Source organism: Belnapia sp. F-4-1, assembly GCF_000802185.1.
Taxonomy (GTDB): Bacteria; Pseudomonadota; Alphaproteobacteria; order Acetobacterales; family Acetobacteraceae; genus Belnapia.
Genome location: NZ_KN676113.1, coordinates 3,972,917 through 3,987,419 on the forward strand (window position 1 = coordinate 3,972,917; position 14,503 = coordinate 3,987,419).

At 70.3% G+C, this 14,503-nt stretch carries 10 protein-coding genes; 2 read left to right on the forward strand and 8 right to left on the reverse strand.

The features are described 5' to 3' along the window. Positions 1-4: 4 nt before the first annotated feature. The gene (locus tag LH62_RS18755) at positions 5-2,089 is read left to right on the forward strand and encodes a TonB-dependent receptor (RefSeq protein ID WP_052214680.1); all 2,085 of its coding nucleotides are present in this window, start codon (positions 5-7) and stop codon (positions 2,087-2,089) included. Between the two features lie 126 nt (positions 2,090-2,215). Continuing rightward, positions 2,216-2,977: a DUF169 domain-containing protein gene (locus tag LH62_RS18760; protein WP_201445541.1), complete on the forward strand. Its 762-nt coding sequence runs from the start codon at positions 2,216-2,218 to the stop codon at positions 2,975-2,977. Here the strand turns inward: LH62_RS18760 and LH62_RS18765 are convergent. The 8 genes from LH62_RS18765 to LH62_RS31205 form a co-directional block, all read right to left on the reverse strand. Beyond that, on the reverse strand, positions 2,962-3,936 hold the full coding sequence (locus LH62_RS18765; RefSeq protein ID WP_052214681.1) for a sensor histidine kinase: 975 nt from the start codon (positions 3,934-3,936) through the stop codon (positions 2,962-2,964). The genes LH62_RS18760 and LH62_RS18765 overlap by 16 nt on opposite strands. A 63-nt stretch (positions 3,937-3,999) precedes the next feature. Beyond that, positions 4,000-4,587, reverse strand: a complete 588-nt coding sequence (folE, locus tag LH62_RS18770) for a GTP cyclohydrolase I FolE (RefSeq protein WP_043363604.1) — start codon at positions 4,585-4,587, stop codon at positions 4,000-4,002. A 55-nt stretch (positions 4,588-4,642) separates the two neighbouring features. Next, positions 4,643-7,738: an efflux RND transporter permease subunit gene (locus LH62_RS18775; protein ID WP_043363605.1), complete on the reverse strand. Its 3,096-nt coding sequence runs from the start codon at positions 7,736-7,738 to the stop codon at positions 4,643-4,645. Positions 7,739-7,740: 2 nt separating this feature from the next. Beyond that, positions 7,741-10,893 carry an efflux RND transporter permease subunit gene (locus LH62_RS18780; RefSeq protein ID WP_043363606.1) on the reverse strand — a complete coding sequence of 1,051 codons (3,153 nt, stop codon included), beginning with the start codon at positions 10,891-10,893 and terminating at the stop codon, positions 7,741-7,743. A 3-nt stretch (positions 10,894-10,896) separates the two neighbouring features. Then, a complete protein-coding gene (locus LH62_RS18785) occupies positions 10,897-12,186 on the reverse strand; it encodes an efflux RND transporter periplasmic adaptor subunit (protein WP_052214682.1) in 1,290 nt (429 codons plus the stop codon). Between the two features lie 90 nt (positions 12,187-12,276). Beyond that, positions 12,277-13,713 carry an efflux transporter outer membrane subunit gene (locus LH62_RS18790; protein ID WP_052214683.1) on the reverse strand — a complete coding sequence of 479 codons (1,437 nt, stop codon included), beginning with the start codon at positions 13,711-13,713 and terminating at the stop codon, positions 12,277-12,279. 2 nt (positions 13,714-13,715) lie between these two features. After that, positions 13,716-14,153, reverse strand: coding sequence for a periplasmic heavy metal sensor (locus LH62_RS18795; protein ID WP_043363608.1), 438 nt, complete (start codon positions 14,151-14,153; stop codon positions 13,716-13,718). Then, positions 14,153-14,503 (reverse strand): hypothetical protein (locus LH62_RS31205; RefSeq protein ID WP_201445542.1); only part of this gene is annotated, 351 nt, incomplete at its 5' end. The genes LH62_RS18795 and LH62_RS31205, both read right to left, overlap by 1 nt.

The following is a 14,503-nucleotide window of genomic DNA, read 5'->3' on the forward strand; positions in this document are numbered from 1 at the left end:
AGAGATGAACAGCTATCGAGTTGTCGCAGTTGTTTCGCTCCTCCTCGCCGATGCGGCGCGGGCGGAGGAGCCGGCCTTCGAACTGCCCGACCTCATCGTGCAGTCCCGCAGCCTCGACGTGGCGCGCAACGCCATCGCCCCGAGCCTCGGCGCCAGCCGCTACGAGATCGACCGCGAGACCATCCAGAAGCTGCCCGGTGGCGAGAATGCCCGCCTTACGGACGTGCTGCTCCAGGCGCCGGGCGTGGTGCAGGAGGCCTTCGGCGACCTGCATGTCCGCGGCGACCACCGCAACCTGCAGTACCGCGTCAACGGCGTGCTGCTGCCGGAGGCGATCAGCGGCTTCAACCAGCTCTTCGACGCGCGGGCGCTGCGCAGCGTCTCGCTCATCACTGGCGCGCTGCCGGCGCAGTTCGGCTACCGCACGGCGGGCGTCGTCGACATGCAGCTCCGCTCCGGCCTTGAGGATCCGGGCGGCAGCCTCGGCGTCTATGGCGGCAGCTTCGGCACCATCCAGCCGAGCGCCAGCTATGGCGGCAGCGCCGGGCCGGTCGAATATTTCGGCACGCTCTCCGGCCTTCGCAGCGACCGCGGCTTCGAGAACCCGACGCCAGGCCGGACCGCCCTTCACAACGAAACCGACCAGCTCCGCGGCCTGGTCCATGCCGCCGTCCCGGTCGGCGACCGCAGCCGCATCTCGCTGATCGCCGGCAGCATGTACTCGACCTATCAGGTGCCGAACACGCCGGGGCTGCGCCCGGATTTCACCGCCTATGGCCAGTCCATCTTCGACAGCGCCGACCTCCGCGCACGGCAGGTGCAGCGCAACAGCTTCGCCATCCTCGCCGGGCAGCACAGCCTGGGCGATGCCGATCTGCAGCTTTCCGCCTTCGTCCGCCGCTCCTCCATCCGCTACCGGCCGGACGGGCTCGGCGACCTGCTCTTCGACGGCTCGGCGAGCACCGTGGCGCGGGAGAGCCTGTCCTACGGCATGCAGGGCGACGCGGCCTGGCGCCTGCATCCGGAGCATACGCTGCGAGGCGGCTTCTTCCTCTCGCGAGACATGACCCGCAACGTGACGGACAGCACGCTGCTGCCGCTCGACGTGGCGGGCAATGCCTTCGACGCGCCCTTCAACCTGCGGGAAGCCGGCCGCGTGCGGCAGACGCTGTTCGGCCTCTACCTCCAGGACGAGTGGCGCATCACCGACCGGCTGACGCTCAATGCCGGCGGCCGCTTCGACACCATCTCCGGCATCGTCGACGCCTCGCAGTTCAGCCCGCGCGCCAACCTGGTCTGGACGCCGGACGAGGCGACGACGGTCGCCCTCGGCTATGCCCGCTACTTCACCCCGCCGCCGGCCGAGCTGGTCGGCGCCATCGATATCACCCGCTATCGTGGGACGACCCTGCAACCATCAACCCTGCAAGCCGACCCCGTGCAGCCGGAGCGGACGCATTACATCAACCTCGGCATCCGCCGCCGCGTCACCGAAAGCCTGACCCTCGGCATCGAGGCCTATGGCCGCTCGGTCGAGGACATGCAGGATCTCGGGCAGTTCGGCCGCGCCTATGTCTTCTCGCCCTACAACTACCGTCGCGGCCGGGTCTACGGCACGGAGCTGACGGCCGACTGGCGGCAGGGCCCGTGGCGCGTCTACGGCAACCTCTCCATCTCACGCTCGGAAGGGAGGGGACTCGTCTCCAACCAGTATTTCTGGTCGCCCGCGGAACTCGCCCAGATCCGCCGGAAATGGGTCCGCACCGACCACGACCAACTGCTCACCGGCTCGGCCGGCACCGCCTACGAGGCCTGGGAGGGTGGCACCCTGTCCGGCTCCCTCGTCTATGGCAGCGGGATGCGGAAGGGCTTCGCCAATAGCGAGGTCATGACGCCCTATCTCACCGTCAATCTCGGCATATCGCAGCGCCTGACCCTGCCGGATGGCGGCGCCTGGACGCTCCGCTTCGACGTGATCAACCTCCTCGACCGCGGCTACCAGCTGCGCGACGGGACCGGCATCGGCGTCGGGGCGCCGCAATACGGGATGCGGCGGGGGTTCTTCGCCGGGTTGTCGCGGGCGATCTAGCCTGTCGAGGGGAGCGCTGCTCCCCTCAAGCTCACCTCGCCAGGCCGGAACCCGGCCTGGACCGGTCTGAGTTGGGGGCGGGCTGGTGACGGGCTATCCTCTCGAACATAAATGGGAGAAACGCCGATGCTGGACTTGCCAGCCCTCGTCGCCGAGCTGAATGCGCTGCTGCGCCTCAGGACCACCGTCATCGGCATGAAGATGTACGGGACCGTGGCCGAGATGGAAGCCATCCCCCGGATCCGCCGCCCGAAGACCGTCCACGCCACCGACCAGATCGTCAGCATGGCCTCCCGCCTCGGCTGGACCGTCGGCATCACCGGCGACGACCTGGTCGGCTCGCAATGCCGCGCCGTCATCGGCCTCGGCCCGCAGGACGAGGAATGGCGCCGCGGCGAGAAATATGTCGGCATCTGGCACGGCACACAGGAAGACGCACAGGCGCGGCAGGAAGCGCTGGATGTCGTCCCGCATGGCCGTTACCAGGCGATGGCCGTCAGCCCGCTCGACTCCGGCCGCATCCCCGACCCGGACATCGCCCTGGTCTATGCGACGCCCGGCCAGATGATCATCCTCATCAACGGGTTGCAGTACCGCAACTACCGGAAGTTCGAGTGGAGCGTCGCCGGCGAGAGCGCCTGTGCCGATAGCTGGGGCCGTGCGCTGAAGACCGGCGAGCCGAGCCTCTCGCTCCCTTGCTATGCCGAGCGCCGTTATGGCGGCGTCCCCGACGAGGAGATGCTGATGGCGCTCACGCCGGCCGACCTGCGCATCGCCGTCGACGGCATGAAGGCCCTGGCGAAGAACGGCCTCCGCTACCCGATCCCGCCCTACGGCATCCAGAACGACCCATCGGCCGGAATGGGCGTGAGCTACGCCAAGCCCTGAGCGGTTGGCAGCCGCATGGTGCATCGCAGCCCGCCCGGAGCGAAGTCGAGCATCACCGCCCCGCGGATCTGCCCGGCGAGGCCGCCCTCCAGCAACCGCGTCCCCATGCCGCGGCGTCCCGGGCGGCCCGGCACGGGCGGCCCGCCGCTTTCCTCCCAGCGGAGCAGGTGCCAGGCTTGGCCCCCGTCATCCGCCTCGGCCTCTCCCCACCAGAGCCTCACCTGTCCCGTGGGGATGGAGAGGGCGCCATGCTTCACCGCATTGGTCGCCAGCTCGTGCAGGGCGATGCCGAGCGCCACGGCCCCATTGGCCGGCAGCGTGACGGCTGGCCCGGCGATGGTGATGCGCCCCGGCTCCATGTACGGGGCCAAGGCCTCCCGCGCCACCAGCTCAAGCGTGGTGCCGATCCAGCCCTGGCGGAACAGGGCGTCATGGGCGCGGGACAAGGCGTGCAGCCGGCCGAGGAAGTTCGGATGGAATTCCTCGGCACTGGGGGTGTTGCGCCGCGTCTGCTCCGCCATGGCGACCACCACGGCGAGGGTGTTCTTGATGCGATGGGTCAGCTCCGCCACCAGCTCATCCCGCTGGTCGAGCGCCTGCTTCATCTCGGTGACATCGATGCAGGACCCGAAATAGCCGGCGAAGTGGCCACCATCCTCGTAGGGCCTGCCATTGTCCAGCAGCCAGCGCCAGGCCCCGTCATGCCGGCGCAGGCGGTATTGCATGCTGAAGGCGCACCGGGCGTCGAAGGCCTCCGTGTAGATCGCAAGGCAGCGGTCGAAATCGTCGGGATGGACCCCTTCGGCCCAGCCGAAGCCGAGCTCCTGCTCCATCCTCCGGCCGGTGAAGTCGAGCCAAGGCCTGTTAAAGAAATCGCAGGCCTTGCTCCGGTCCGCGCGCCAGATCATGACCGGCGCGTTGTCGGCGAGAAGATGAAACCGGGTGTCGCCATCGGGCATTCCAGGCTTCCTTCCCAAGGGCGTATGGACCTAGGTCACTGGCCGCCCGGCGCAGGCGTCACCTTACGAGGGTGACTGGATCAGGGATAGCAACTCGCGACGGGTATCGAAATTGTCCCGGAAGGCGCCCAGCATCCGGCTGGTGACCATCGTCACGCCCGTCTGATGCACTCCGCGCGTCGTCATGCACTGGTGCGCGCTCTCGATGATGACGGCGACACCCCGCGGCTGCAGCACCTGGTCGATCGTGTTGGCGATCTGCGCCGTCAGCTTCTCCTGGATCTGCAGGCGCTTGCCATAGGCCTCGACCACCCGTGCCAGCTTGCTGATGCCGACCACGCGGCGGGCCGGCAGGTAGGCGACGTGGCAATGGCCGATAATGGGCACCATGTGGTGTTCGCAGTAGCTCTCGAGCCGAATGTTTTTGAGCAGGACGATCTCGTCATACCCCTCGACCTCGTCGAAGGTGCGCTCCAGCAGCGCCACCGGGTCCACCTGGTAGCCGGCAAAGAGCTCCTCATAGGCGCGAGCCACCCGGGCGGGGGTATCGAGCAGCCCCTCTCGTGTCGGGTCGTCGCAGGCCCAGCGGATCAGGGTGCGGACGGCATCCTCGGCCTCGGCACGGCTCGGGCGCTCGGGGGAAAGGGACATGGCGTAACTCCGGCGGTTGCAGCGGGGACCTGGGCCCGTCGCCGAAACACCTTTCCTACTCCGCCGGCGCCGCCACCGCCACGGTCCGCCGCTTCCGCCGACCCACCCCGTCGAGCGCCAGATAGACCACCGGCGTGGTGTAGAGCGTCAGCAGCTGCGACAGCAGCAATCCGCCGATGATGGTGATCCCGAGCGGATGCCGCAGCTCCGACCCGGCGCCGGAGGCCATGGCCAGCGGCACCGCGCCGAAGACGGCGGCCAGGGTCGTCATCAGAATCGGCCGGAAGCGCTCACGGCAGGCCGCCATGATGGCATCCATGCCGCCGATTCCCTCACTCCGCTCATGCTCCAGGGCGAAGTCCACCATCATGATGGCATTCTTCTTCACGATGCCCATCAGCAGGATCACGCCGATCAGGGCGATGACGGTGAAGGGCGTATCCGTCACCAGCAGCGCCAGCAGCGCCCCAATGCCGGCCGTCGGCAGGGTGGAGAGGATCGTAATGGGGTGCAGCAGGTGCTCGTAGAGCACACCCAGGACGATGTAGATGGTCAGCAGCGCCGCCAGGATCAGCAGCGGCTGGTCCCGGGCGAAGGACTGGAAGGCCTTGGCATTGCCGGCGAATTCCGTCCGCATGCCATCCGGCAGCCCGGCCTCCTGCGCCACCCGCTGCACCGCCTCCGCCGCCTGGCCGATCGACATGCCCTCGGCAAGGTTGAAGGTGATGGTCGAGGCCGGATACTGGCCCTGATGCGTCACCGCCAGCGGCGCCGTCGTCCGCGACAGCCGGACGAGGCTCGAGAGCGGCACCTGCGTCCCGCCCGCGCCGGGCACGTAGACATCGTCCACCTGCTCGGGGAATTGCTGCAGCCCCGGCTCCAGCTCGAGCACCACACGGTATTGGTTGCGCGCCCGGTAGATGATCGACACCTGCCGCTGGGCGAAGCCGCTGTTCAGCGCCGAGGCGATGGCGGAGACGCTGACGCCGAGCCGCGCCGCCGCATCCCGGTCGATCTCCAGCCGGGTGACGAGTCCGGCCCGCTGCTGGTCGGAGGAGACATCGGTGATGCCGGCGACGCCGCGCAGCCTCTGCACCAGCACCTCCGACCAGGTTTCCAGCCCCTCCAGGTCCGGCGACAGCAGCACGAACTGGAACTGCGCACTCCCCGCCCGCCCGCCGATGCTGATGTCCTGCACCGAACGCAGGAAGGTCTGCATGCCGGGGATGGTGTTCAGCGGCCGCCGCAGCCGGTCGATGACGCCATTGGCGGAAACGTTGTCCCGCTCAGCCAGCGGCTTCAGGCTGAGGAATATGCGCCCCTGGTTGCCCGAGGAGTTGCCCCCGCCACCGCCGACCTGGGAGGCGATGCTAGCCACCGCCGGGTCACGCATCAGCACCTGGACCACCCGCTCCTGCAGCACCTGCATCGTCTGGAAGGAGGTGTCCGGCGGCGCCCGCGTCGTGCCGATGATGAGGCCGGTATCCTGGTCGGGGAAGAAGCCCTTGGGGACGATGACGTAGAGCCAGACCGTGAGGCCGATGAGCGCCAGGGTGAAGACCAGCATGATCCGCCGGAAGCGCAAAACATGCCGCAGCGACCAGAGGTAGCCGCGCGTCATCCGCTCCATCCCCGCATCGACGAGGCGGATGACGAGCCCCGGCCGGTGCGGCGCGCTCCGCGCCAGCCGCCCCGCCATCATCGGCGTGAGAGTGAGGGAGACGACGCCCGAGATGGCGACGGCGATGGCGAGCGTCGCCGAGAATTCGCGGAACAGCCGCCCGACGATGCCGCCCATGAAGAGCAGCGGGATGAAGACCGCGACGAGCGAGACGGTGATGGAGACGACGGTGAAGCCGATCTGCCGCGCGCCCACGAGCGCCGCCTCCAGCGGCTTCATGCCGCGTTCCATCAGCCGCGCCATGTTCTCAATCATGACGATGGCGTCGTCCACGACGAAGCCGACCGAGACGGTGAGCGCCATGAGGGAAAGGTTGTCGAGCGAGTAGCCGACCAGCCACATCACCACCAGCGTCCCCAGCAGCGAGAGCGGCACCGAAGCGCCGGCCGCCGCGACGGCCGAGGTGCGGCCGAGGAAGAGCGCCACGACGGCGATGACGAGGGCGATCGAGATCAGCAGCGTCTGCTGCACGTCGTGCACGCTGGCGCGGATCGTCTCGGACCGGTCGCGGATGGTGGTGATGTGCACGCCGCCCGGCAGCCAGCGCTCCACCTCCGGCAGCATGCGCTGGATGCCGTTCACCACCTCGATGACATTGGCATCCGGCTGCTTGAAGATGATCATCAGCACCGCCGGCCGCCCGTCGACCGAGCCGCCCTGCCGCCGATCCCGGACGTCGAGCGCGACGCGGGCGACGGAGGAGATGCGGACGAGGGCGCCATTGGCCGATCTCAGCGTGATGGCGCCGAATTCCTCCGGCGTGTTCAGCCGGTCGTTGACGGCGATGGCAGCGGATTGTTGAGAGCCGTCAATCACGCCCGTCGCCTGGGTGACGTTGTTGTTGGCGATCGCCTGACGGATCTGCTCCATCCCGACGCCCGCCGCCCTGGCGGCGGCAGGATCGACGGTGACGCGCACCGCCGGCTGCTCGGCGCCCGCGATAAGCACCTGGGCGACGCCTGGTACCTGCGCGATGCGAGGTCCGACCAGGCTGTCGGCGGCGTCATAGACCGCGCCTGGCGTCACCGTGTCAGCGGCGAGCGACATGATGAGCACCGGCGCATCACCCGGATTGGCCTTGCGGAAATAGGGCGGGATGGCGAGGCCCGCCGGCAGGTCGCTGCCCGCCGCGTTGATCGCCGCCTGCACGTCCCGCGCCGCGCCTTCCACGCTGCGTGAAAGGTCGAACTGCACGATGATGGAGGTGGCACCGAGCGAGGAGGTGGAGGTCATCTCAGTCACGCCCGCGATGGCGCCGAGCCGCCGCTCCAGCGGCGCCGCGACGGAGGAGGCCATGGTCGCCGGGTCAGCCCCCGGCTGGCCGGCGCCGATGACGATGGTCGGGAGGTCCACGCTCGGCAGCGGCGCGACGGGAAGCGCGAAATAGGAGACGATGCCCGCCAGCGCGATGCCGATGGCGAGGAGCGCCGTCGCGATCGGCCGGCGGATGAAGGGCTCGGAGATCGACACGGTTATTCCGCCGGCTGCGGCTCGGCCTGGCGCGGCCGCACCAGCCGCACCGCCCGGTCCCGCAGCGTCTCCATCGCCAGGTAGATCACCGGCGTGGTGTAGAGGGTGATGACCTGGCTCAGTAGCAGCCCGCCGATCACCGAGACGCCGAGCGGCAGCCGCAGCTCCGACCCTGTGCCGCTCTCCAGCACCAGCGGCAGCGCGCCGAGCAGCGCCGCCAGCGTCGTCATCATGATCGGGCGGAAGCGCAGGATCGAGGCCTCGATGATCGCCTCGCGCGGCGACTTGCCATGGTCGCGCTGCGCCTCGAGGGCGAAGTCGATCATCATGATGGCGTTCTTTTTGACGATGCCCATCAGCAGCACGATGCCGATCAGCCCGACCACGGAAAGGTCGAGCCCGCAGAGGCGGAGCGCCAGCAGCGCGCCGATGCCGGCCGAGGGCAACGTCGAGAGGATGGTGACCGGGTGGATCACGCTCTCATAGAGCACGCCAAGCACGATATAGATGACGATGATGGCGGCGAGGATCAGCCAGGGTTCGCCGGCCAGCGACCGCTGGAACTCCGCCGCATCGCCGGCGAACCGGCCGACGATGGTGTCCGGCATGCCGATCTCGGCCTCGGCCGCGCGGATCGCCGCGATGGCTTCGCCAAGCGAGGCGCCCGGCGCGAGGTCGAAGCCGATGGTAACGGCCGGGAACTGCCCCTGCTTCGTCACCGTGAGCGGCCCCGCCGCGCGGCCGATCTGCGCCAGTTCGGAGAGTGGAACCTGCACCGTGCCGGCGGTGGTCGCCGGCGTGCCCTGCACCGTGGTCTGCTGCCCGGCCGTCGCCGGCACGCGCAGCAGGCCGATCTTGTCCGGGTCGTCGCGGATGGCGGGGTCGGCTTCCAGCACCACGCGGTACTGGTTGTTCTGCGCGTAGATGGTGCTGATCTGGCGCTGGCCGAAGGCGTCGTAGAGCACGTCGTCCACCGCCTGCATGGTGACGCCAAGCCGCCCCGCCTTGTCGCGGTCCACATCGACAGTGACGCGCACGCCGCCATCGCGCTGGTCGGAGGCGATGTCGCGGAGCATCGGCAGGCTGGCGAGCTTCCGCTCCAGCACCGGCGCCCAGCGGCCGAGCTCCGCCGCATCCGGGTCCATCAGGGTGTACTGGAAGGCAGTGCTGCCCGGCCGGGAGCCGATCTGGATGTCCTGCACCGCCTGGAGATGCACCACCACCTGCGGCAGCGCGTCCAGCCGTGGCTGCATCCGGGCGATGATCGCCTTCGCATCGGCCTGGCGTTCCTCCCGCGGCCGCAGCACGATGCTGATCCGCCCGGTATTCTGCGCCGCATTGACGATGCCGGCGCCGACCACGGAGGCGACGCCGGTCACGTCCGGGTCGTCCCGGATCAGCGCCGCCACCTCCTGCTGAAGCGCGGACATGCGGCTGAAGGAGACATCGTCCGGCGCCTCGACATTGGCGACCAGCAGCCCGGTATCCTGCTGCGGCAGGAAGCCCTTCGGCATGGTGACGTAGAGCCAGACGGTGCCAGCGACGGTCAGCGTCGCCAGGACGAGCATGAGCCCCTCATGCCGCAGTGCCCGGTGCAGGCTGCGGCCATAGGCGTCGCGGCAGGCATCGAGCACGCGCTCGGTCGCGCGGGAGAGCCGGCCCGGCCGCGTCTCCTCATGCGGCTTCAGCAGCCAGCCGCACATCATCGGCGTGAGGGTGAGCGAGACCACCATCGAGACCAGCACGGCAATGGTCAGCGTCAGCGCGAATTCCTGGAACAGCCGCCCGACCACCCCCGGCATGAAGAGCAGCGGGATGAAGACCGCGATCAGCGAGACGGTCAGCGAGACCACGGTGAAGCCGATCTGCCGCGCGCCCTCATAGGCGGCGGCGAGCGGCTTCTTCCCCTCCTCGATCAGGCGTACGATGTTCTCGATCATCACGATGGCATCGTCCACGACGAAGCCCGTGGCGATGGTCAGCGCCATCAGCGACAGGTTGTCGAGCGAGAAGCCGTACAGCGCCATCACCCCGAAGGTGCCGATGATGGAGAGCGGCAGGGCGACGCCGGGGATGAAGGTGGCGCGCAGGCTGCGGAGGAAGACGAAGATCACCGCGACCACCAGCACCACAGCGAGCGCCAGGGTGAACTGCACGTCGTGGACCGAGGCCTTGATCGTCCCCGTCCGGTCGGCGACGACGGCGAGCCGCGCCCCCTGCGGCAGCGCCCGCTCCAGCATCGGCAACTGCTCGCGGATATCGGCCACCGTCTGGACGATATTCGCCCCCGGCTGGCGCTGCACGTCGATCAGCACGGCGGGGCCCCCGTCGTACCAAGCGCCGGTCAGGGTGTTCTCGAGATCCTGCACCGCGGTGCCGACATCGCGCAGCCGCACCGCGGCGCCGTTGCGCCAGGCGATGATGAGGTTGGCGAAGGCTTCCGGCCGGTCGATCTGGTCGTTCGCCATCACCGTGCTGGCTTGGCGGGGCCCATCGACGCTGCCCTTCGGCGTATTGACGTTGCCCGCCGCCACGGCTGTCCGCACATCCTCGAGCGAGAGGCCGTAGGCCGCCAGCCGCACCGGATCGGCCTGGATGCGCACCGCGGGGCGCATGTTGCCCTGCACCAGCACGCGGCCGACGCCGCTCACCTGGCTCAGCCGCTGGCCGAGCAGCGTATCCGCCGCGTCGGAGAGGCGCTGCAGCGGCAGCGTGTCGGAGGTCAGCGCCAGGGTGATGACCGGCGGGTCGGCCGGGTTCACCTTCGCATAGGTTGGCGGGTAGGGCAGGTTTGCGGGCAGCGTCCCGCGGGCGGAGTTGATCGCCGCCTGCACGTCCTGCGCCGCATCGTCGATGTTGCGGCCGAGGTTGAACTGCATGGTGATGCGGCTCGTCCCCGGCCCGCTGGTTGAGACGATGTCGGTGAGGCCGGCGATCAGCGCCAGCTGCCGCTCGAGCGAGGCGGTGACCAGCAGCGCGACCGTCTCCGGCGAGGCGCCGGGCAGACTCGTCGTCACCTCGATGGTCGGGAAGTCGACTTCGGGCAGCGCCGAGACCGGCAGCCGCAGATAGCCGAAGCCGCCGCAGAGCAGCACCGCGATCGCCAGCAGCACGGTGGCGATCGGCCGGGCGATGAAGGGGGCGGAGATGTTCACCGCTCAGCGGCTCGCATCGGCCGCCTGCCGGGAGCGGAGGCGCCGCTGGCCCGGCGCGGGCGTATTCTCCGGCGCTGCATCGTCGGTGGCGACCACGTTCACGCCCGGGCTCAGCCGCAGCGCGCCGGAGGTGACGACCTTCTCGCCGACCTCCACGCCGCGCCGCACGACTGCCTCGGTCGGCGTCAGCACGCCGAGCTGGAGGCTGCGCTGCTCCACCGTCTGGTCGCCCTTCAAAACATAGGCGAAGGCGCCGTCCGGCCCGCGCTGCACCGCGACCAGCGGCACGGTGACCGCATCCGGCACGGTGTCGATCCGCAGCCGCACGTTGACGAAGGCGCCGGGCCAGAGGCGTGTGTCCTCGTTGGCGAAGACCGCCTTCAGCTTGATGGTGCCGGTCGAGGCATCGACCGCGCTGTCGAGCGTCCGCAACTCGCCCATGATCGGCCCGCGCGCGCCGGGCGAGGCCGGCGAGCCCTGGGTCTGCGGCGTGCCCCCGCTCGCCGAGCGCAATGCCTGCACCGGCACCGCCCCGCGCTCCAGGGCTTCCAGCACCCGCCCCAGCTCCTGCTGCGGCAGGGTGAAGGTCACGGCGATCGGCTGGAGCTGCGAGACGGTGACGATGCCCGTCGCGTCGCCCGAGCGCACGAGGTTGCCCTGGTCGACCAGGCGCAATCCGACCCGGCCGTTGATCGGCGAGCGGATGGTGGTGAAGGAGAGCTGCGTCCGCGCGCTGTCGATCGCGGCCTGGTCGGCGGCGACCTGCGCCTCGTATTGCGCGACCGTGGAGCGCTGGGTGTCCTGCTGCTGGCGGGAGACGCCCTCGTTCCGCGCCAGCGTCGTGTAGCGTTGCAGGTCGAGCCGGGCATTGGCCAGCAGCGCCTCATCCTGCGCCTTCTTGGCCACCGCCTGGTCGAGCGCCGCCTGGTAGCTGCGCGGGTCGATGCGCGCCAGCAGGTCGCCCTGCTTGACCATCTGGCCTTCCTGAAAGGCGATCTCGACAAGCTGGCCATCCACCTGGGCCCGGACGGTGATGGTGTTGTAGGCCTGCACCGTGCCGATGGCGTCGAGGATGATCGGCACGTCCTGCCGCTGCGCCGCGGCCACCGTCACCGGCACGCCTGGCCCGCCGCCCCGCGGGCCGCCGGGCCGGCCCGGGCCGCCACCGGGCCGCGGCCCGGCCTGCGCCTCGGGCGCCGCCGGCGCCTGCCGCTGCTGCCAGTAATACCAGGCCCCCGCACCGGCACCGCCGATTAGCCCGAGGGTCAGCAAAAGGATCGCGAAGCGGCGCATGGGATGTGTCGGGAACCTCGGTCCAGGATAGCGATGATACGGCGGCGGCGGCGCATCCCCATGAGGGGGTTCAGGTGACGAACTGCAACCTCAAATGCCGTTCCACCCCCCGCCGAGCGCCCGGAACAGCCCGACTGCGGCCTGCAACCGCGTGAGGCGGGCATCGGCGAGGGTGGTGCGGGCCGAGAACAGCGTCTGCTGCGTGTTCAGCAGCGTGACGAGGTCGATGGTTCCGGCCTGGAGCTGCGCCTCGGCGATTGCATAGGCGCGCTCGGCCATCCGCACCGCATTGGCCTGCAGGGCTTCCTGCTCCGTGGTCTGGCGCAGCGCGACCAGGGCGTTCTCGGCATCGACCAGGGCGGCGAGGATGGTGCCACGATAGGCCGCGAGCAGCTCCTGCGCCCGGCCCTCGTTCAGTTCCACCTGCCCGCGCAGCGCCCCGCCACGGAAGATGGGCTGGGTCAGCCCCGCCGCCAGGCTGAAGACGACCGAGCCCGGCCGCAGCAGGTTCTCGAGCGCCAGGCTGGTGAAGCCGCCAGACCCCGTCAGCGTGACGGAGGGCAGCAGCTGCGCCCGCGCGACGACGATATTGGCATTGGCTGCCGCCAGTGTTGCCTCGGCGGTCAGCACGTCGGGCCGCCGCGCCAGCACCTCGGCCGGCAGGCCCGGAGTCACCGCCGGCACGGCGAGCCGGTTGAAAGTGCCACCCTCGACCCGCAGCGTCTCCGGCGGCCGGGCGACGAGGGTGCCGAGCGAATTCCGGTTCTGCTCCAGCGACTGCACCAGCGGCGGGATCTGCGCCTGCTGCTGCGCGACCACCGTCTCCTGCTGGGCGAGATCGAGCCCCGTCGCCGTGCCGACCGCGACCCGCTGGCGGATCACCCGCACCACGCGGAGCGCGATGTCGAGGTTCTGCCGCTGGATCGCCAGCGTCTCCTGCGCCGCAAGCATTGCGAAATAGGTGTTCGCCACCGAGGCCTGGGTGGTGATCGTCACCGTCCCCGCATCGAAGCGGGTGGCGGAGGCGGATTGCTGCGCCGCCTCCACTTGGCCGCGGTTCTTGCCCCAGAAATCGATCTCGTAGCTGGCCGCGAGGCTGAGCTGGTCGCTGGCGCTCACCCGCACGCGGCTGCTCCGCCCAACCCCCGCGACGGAGGCGGAGGAGGCGGTGCCGACCTGCTGCCGCACCGCCCGCGTCGTCAGGTCGATTGTCGGAAGCAAGGTCGCGCCGGCGATGCGGATCTGCGCATCGGCCTGGCGGATGCGGGCGATGGCGGCGGCGATGTCGTTGTTCGCCGCCATCGCTTCCGTCATCAGCGCATCCAGCTCGGGCGAGCCGAAGCCGCGCCACCAATGCGGGTCCGGCCATCGCACCGGCTGCGCCGCATCAGCCGCCGCCATCCGGTCGGGCAGGGGGATGCCGGACGAGGTGCCGGGCGCCGTCAGCCAGTCGCCGAGCGCGGAACAGCCACCGAGCAGCAGCGCCGCGGCGGCCGGCGCCGCGCGGCGGAGGAAGGGCAGGGCCATGCTCAGCCGCCCGGCCGGCGCGCGGCGGCGATCTGGGCACGGCCCTCGGGCGAGACGGCGGCCAGCGCCTCGGCCAGGGTCTCGCCGAATTCGCGGTTGAAGGCGACCATCCGCTCGGCCCAGACCGCGAGCGCATCGCGCAGCGCGACGGGGTCATAGGGATCGCGCCGCATCACCGCATCCACCTCGGCGCTGGCGGCGCGCATGGCGGCGAGGCTGCCGGCATAGCGGGGGCGCTCGGCCGCCAGTACGGCCTGGAAGCGCGGCCGGTCCGGCGCCGGCAGGGCGGCCTCGATCCGGGCCACCATGCGGTCGAAGCCGCGCCCGCCCCGCGGCGCCGGCGTGGGCCGCCACCAGAGCAGCCCGGCGAAAACGAGGTTCAGCACCAGCGAGGCACCGCTGAGCGCGGTGATAAGGGTCCTGCCGGAAGGTCGGCGCATCAAAAGGCATCTCCCGCGAGGGGCAAGGTCTGCAAGGGGCCGAAGGGGTCCTCCGGCGCGGCGCGCGGCGGCGACAGGCCCAGCCAGAGGGCGCAGCAGGCCATGGCGGCCAGCGCCCCCCATCCGGCCGGCGCGGCCGGGCGGAGCAATGCCAGCAGCCTTGGCAGGGGCCCTGGCCGGTCCGGCAGCGGCGCGCGGGCGATCCGCCGGGCGATGCCGGCCTGCAGCCGTGCGATGGAGGCCGGGTCGGGTTGCGCCAGATCGCGCCGCAACCACCCATCGAGGGCGAGCGCCGCTTCCAGCCGCGCCCGCGCCTCGGCGGAAGCGGCCAGCAGGCTGGGGGGGCCCGG

What these genes read in the sequence shown, in the direction of transcription:
- folE (WP_043363604.1), bottom strand. Translation starts at nt 4,587, where the DNA reads ATGTCCCTTTCCCCCGAGCGCCCGAGCCGTGCCGAGGCCGAGGATGCC.
- LH62_RS18760 (WP_201445541.1), top strand. Translation starts at nt 2,216, where the DNA reads ATGCTGGACTTGCCAGCCCTCGTCGCCGAGCTGAATGCGCTGCTGCGC.
- LH62_RS18790 (WP_052214683.1), bottom strand. Translation starts at nt 13,713, where the DNA reads ATGGCCCTGCCCTTCCTCCGCCGCGCGGCGCCGGCCGCCGCGGCGCTG.
- LH62_RS18795 (WP_043363608.1), bottom strand. Translation starts at nt 14,153, where the DNA reads ATGCGCCGACCTTCCGGCAGGACCCTTATCACCGCGCTCAGCGGTGCC.
- LH62_RS18755 (WP_052214680.1), top strand. Translation starts at nt 5, where the DNA reads ATGAACAGCTATCGAGTTGTCGCAGTTGTTTCGCTCCTCCTCGCCGAT.
- LH62_RS18785 (WP_052214682.1), bottom strand. Translation starts at nt 12,186, where the DNA reads ATGCGCCGCTTCGCGATCCTTTTGCTGACCCTCGGGCTAATCGGCGGT.
- LH62_RS18765 (WP_052214681.1), bottom strand. Translation starts at nt 3,936, where the DNA reads ATGCCCGATGGCGACACCCGGTTTCATCTTCTCGCCGACAACGCGCCG.